Annotated in this window: 4 protein-coding genes; 3 read left to right on the top strand and 1 reads right to left on the bottom strand. The window is 63.4% G+C overall.

The window, feature by feature from the left end:
- The 3 genes from EOC06_RS33470 to EOC06_RS33480 form a co-directional block, all read left to right on the top strand.
- A partial coding sequence (locus EOC06_RS33470) for an SDR family oxidoreductase (RefSeq protein ID WP_128309804.1) occupies positions 1-324 on the top strand: 324 nt, incomplete at its 5' end.
- A 209-nt stretch (positions 325-533) separates the two neighbouring features.
- A complete protein-coding gene (locus EOC06_RS33475; RefSeq protein WP_128309805.1) occupies positions 534-2,426 on the top strand; it encodes a murein L,D-transpeptidase in 1,893 nt (630 codons plus the stop codon).
- Between the two features lie 166 nt (positions 2,427-2,592).
- Positions 2,593-3,483: an arginase family protein gene (locus EOC06_RS33480; protein ID WP_128309806.1), complete on the top strand. Its 891-nt coding sequence runs from the start codon at positions 2,593-2,595 to the stop codon at positions 3,481-3,483.
- Positions 3,484-3,628: 145 nt separating this feature from the next.
- Here EOC06_RS33480 and EOC06_RS33485 read toward each other — a convergent pair whose 3' ends face one another.
- Positions 3,629-4,114: a hypothetical protein gene (locus tag EOC06_RS33485; RefSeq protein ID WP_164749075.1), complete on the bottom strand. Its 486-nt coding sequence runs from the start codon at positions 4,112-4,114 to the stop codon at positions 3,629-3,631.
- Positions 4,115-4,289: the final 175 nt, after the last annotated feature.

Genomic DNA, 4,289 nt, shown 5'->3' on the forward strand with positions numbered 1-4,289 from the left:
GGCAGCAACCTTGCCGAGAGGGCGACCGACGGCAGCCTCACGGCCTATTCGGCCAGCAAGGCGGCGCTGGTCGGCCTGACCAAGGCGCTGGCGCGCGACCTCGGCCCGCGCGGCATCACCGCCAACGTCGTCCATCCCGGTTCGACCGACACCGACATGAACCCGGCCGACGGCCCGCATGCCGAGCATCAGCGCCGGAAAATGGCAACACCGCGTTTCGGCAAGGCCGATGACATTGCCGGCATGGTCGCCTGGCTTGCAGGCCCTGAAGGCCGCTTCGTAACCGGCGCTGCCCTGACCATCGATGGCGGCGCCAACGCCTGATCCCGAGAGATTTCCGGCTGGGGCGGAACAACCCTCCGCTCCAGCCGTCACGATCTTGTGAAACCGTTCTGCAACAGGCTTTCCAAAATTTATGAAAGCTTAACGAAATCGGTATGAATCAGTATAGTCGCGCCTTACATCCGCCATGCGGTGAGCGGGACGATCTAGCGTGCGGAACGGGAACCGGTTGCGGCCGGAGCGGGTGATTCATGAGATTCCTCGGAAACAAAGCAACCGTGATGCCGCTGCTGGCAGTCACGGCAACGCTGGCTTTCGGTGTACCCCAGGCAGGCGCGCAGGGGCTGTTCGACATGCTTTTCGGCGGCGGCGTAAAGCATGCGCCGAAAGGCGAGTTTCCGCCCCCGCCACCGAAGCACAAACCAAAACCGAAGGCTCCGGCCAGCGGTGGCGGTGGCGGCGCGAGAATCAGCAGCCCATCCTATTACACCTACAAGGCGGACCGGCTGGTTCGCGTCGACTTCTCGGCGCTGGCCCCGACGCCAGAGCCGGCGACGCCACAGGATGCGGCTTTCGTGCCGTCGGCAACGGGCGCTGCGTTTCGTGAAGCGGTTGCCAGCCTGGGTGACTACGAACTCTTAGCCGAGCCCGACATCGCCAAGGCGCTGATCGCGTATTACTCGGCCAATCCGGATTTCATCTGGATAAGCGGAACCAGCCTCAACAGCCGTGCCCAGGATGCGGTGCGGGTGCTTGGCGAGGCTTCAAGCTATGGTCTCACGCCCGCCGACTATACGGTCGAAGTGCCCGCTGCCGGCGCATCGACGACTGACGCCAATGCGCAACTGAAAGAACTCGTCCGTTTCGAGATGGCGCTTTCCGCGCGTGTGCTGCGCTATGCCCATGACGCCCAGAACGGCCGCGTCGATCCCAACCGCATGACCGGCTACTATGATTTCCCGGCCAAGCCGCTCGACTTGCAAGGCGTGCTGAGGACGCTGGCGCATACCCAGCAAGTGCGCACCTATCTCGAATCGCGGCATCCGCAGAATGCGGAATACCAGGCGCTGCGCGTCGAACTCGAATCTCTGCAGGCCAGTGCGGAAAACGAAATCGTCGTCGACCCCAAACTGTTGCTGAAGCCGGGCGAAACCAGCCCCGAACTGCCGAAGCTGCTGACCTTGATCGCGCGCAATCTCGATGACGAGATGGGCGGCGCCTATGGCGAGATCCTGTCCAGGCTGGCCACCAGCGAAGTCTATGATCCGGAACTAGTCCCGGTCATCAAGGCCGTGCAGCAAAAGGCAGGCATGAAGGGCGACGGCGTCATCGGCCCGCGCACCGTCGCGACGCTGGCCGGAACATCCAAGGCCGACAAGCTGCTGAAGGTGGAAGTGGCGCTCGAGGAACTGCGCTGGCTGCCCTCCGATCTTGGCAGCCCGCGCGTCTTCATCAACCAGCCGGCCTTCACCGCGAGCTACATCGACAATGGCGAGGAAAAGCTCAAGACGCGTGTCGTCGTTGGCCGGACCACCAACCAGACCTCCTTCTTCTACGACCAGATCAAGCAGGTCGATTTCCATCCCTATTGGGGCGTGCCGCAATCGATCATCGTCAACGAGATGCTGCCGAGATTGCGCAACGATCCGGGCTATCTCGACCGGTCCGGCTATGAGGTGACGGATTCGCGCGGCAAGCGCATTCCTTCGTCGGCGGTCAACTGGGGCGCCTATGGCGCGAACATCCCCTACAGCGTGCGCCAGCAGCCGAGCGAGGCCAACGCGCTGGGCGAGTTGAAGATCCTGTTCCCCAACAAGCACGCGATCTACATGCACGACACGCCGCAGAAATCATTCTTCCAGCGAGATATGCGCGCGCTCAGCCATGGCTGCGTGCGGCTGCAGGACCCGCGCGGCATGGCGGCGGCGGTGCTTGGCACCTCCGTGGACTATATCGCCGAGAAGCTGAAGCACGGCCACTCGACCGAGAATGTGACACGCACGATCCCGGTCTATGTCGCCTATTTCACCGCCTGGCCTGATCTGTCCGGGAAGGTCGAATATTTCGGCGACGTCTACGACCGCGACTCGCGCCTGAAGCAGGCTCTGGACGCAACGGAGGCGGTTCGCTCGCCTTCGAGTTGATCCAGGGCTTTCGGTAGGCCGTTAACTCATAAATACGGCATGACCGAAAGCGGAAAGGCGGCCGAGAGGGAACGAGGAGCGGCGGCTATCGTTATCGAACAAGCTCAAAACGCAACTGTGTTTCGGCAGGGACGAACGATGTTGAGCGCTCGAAGCGGAGGCGCCTGTGTCGAGCCGCTATGCGATTCTCGAAGCCCCCTCCACGCTGGGCCTGGCGACCGACGGTGTGGAGCGCTTGCCTGGCCGGCTCCTGGACCTTGGCCTTGCGGAGCGCATCCAGGCGCGCCGCGCCGGGCGGCTGGCTGTGCCTCCGAAGGACCCGACGCCCGATCCCGAGACCGGCACCCTGAACGCCAGGGCAATTGCGCAGTGGTCGCCCAAGCTCGCCGACGCCGTGGAAGCGGTGCTTGACGCAGGCGGGTTTCCAGTGGTGCTGGGCGGGGATTGCACGATCGTGCTGGGCTCGGCGCTCGCGTTTCGACGGCGCGGCCGCTACGGCTTGCTCTTCATTGACGGCAACGCCGATTTCTTCCAGCCAGAGGCGGAACCCAATGGTGAGGGTGCCTCGATGGACCTCGCCTTCGTCACCGGCTACGGTCCGTCGCTGCTGACCGACATCGAAGGTCGCGGTCCTCTGGTCCGCCCTGAAGACGCTGTCGCCTTCGCGTATCGCGATCACAAGGATCAGGAGGAGTACGGAAGCCAGCCGCTCCCCGAGGAGCTCAAGGTGCTTGACCTTCCCGCTGTGCGCGCCACGGGCATCGAGGCCGCCGCACGCGAAGCGGTCGATCACCTGACGAGAGCGGAATTGGACGGCTTCTTCATCCATCTCGACGCCGACTGTCTCGACGATGTCATCATGCCGGCTGTCGATTTTCGCGTGCCAGGCGGGTTGTCGTGGGACGAGTTAACGGCCGCGCTCCGGCTTGCCTTGGCGAGCGGCAAGGCAGTCGGCCTCGAGATCACCATCTACAATCCGCGCCTTGATGAGGACGGCAGCGCCGGACGCGGCCTCGCCGACGTACTGGCCGCTGCGCTCGGAACAGCAGCGCCATGACGATGACGAGCCATGCCTGCTCTCGGGCGCAGCAAGAAGCGACCGATTTGAGGTCGTTTTTCTACTGCCTTCATATTGCGGCGGAATCTGTTTCAAGGTTCCGCATGAGCCGATCGGCGTGGCTCCGCGATTATGAGTCTGCAAGCTAGTAGCGCTCGAACAGTGGCCGCCGGAAGCCGGCGTCGCGCCCGGCGATCAGCCAATAGAGCAACCCGGCGACAAGGCCGGCAGCGGCGATGATGCCGATGTCGACCCAACGCTCCGGGTCCATATCCTCCGGCGCGCTCGGCCAGATCAAGGCGAAGCCGCCGACCGCGGCGCCGGCGCCGAAAACCATGTGCAGCAGGACATTGCGCAGCGAGAAGAACTCGGCGATCAGCGCGAAGATCAGCGTCTGCAGCGCGGTCACCACGATGGTCAGGAAATAGACGAACATGCCGAGCGGCGGCACCAGCAGCACCGCGATCGGCGAAACGCCCATGACGTCGAAATAGCTGGGCGCGTTGGGCAAGGAACTGAGCACGCCATAGATCACCGCGATGGCGATCAGGCCGACCAGCACCGACACGAAGTAGCCGGCCAACATCATCAATATGCGCTTCATTACGTGCTTCGCCGTCGCCATCCCCATCCCCCAATGCGGCGCGCACAGTCAGCCATCAAAGCGAGACTGACGCAAGGGGGGCGACGGTTGGCAAGGGCAATCGCTTTAGGCCAACGACAAGTCCGACTTGCAGCGGAGAACGCCAATCGCCAAAGTCGGCGCTGCCCCTCATTGTCCTGCCGGACATTTCTCCCCGTATAGT

Origin of the sequence: Mesorhizobium sp. M7A.F.Ca.MR.362.00.0.0 (assembly GCF_004023175.1) — a bacterium.
In the GTDB taxonomy this organism is placed as follows: Bacteria; Pseudomonadota; Alphaproteobacteria; order Rhizobiales; family Rhizobiaceae; genus Mesorhizobium.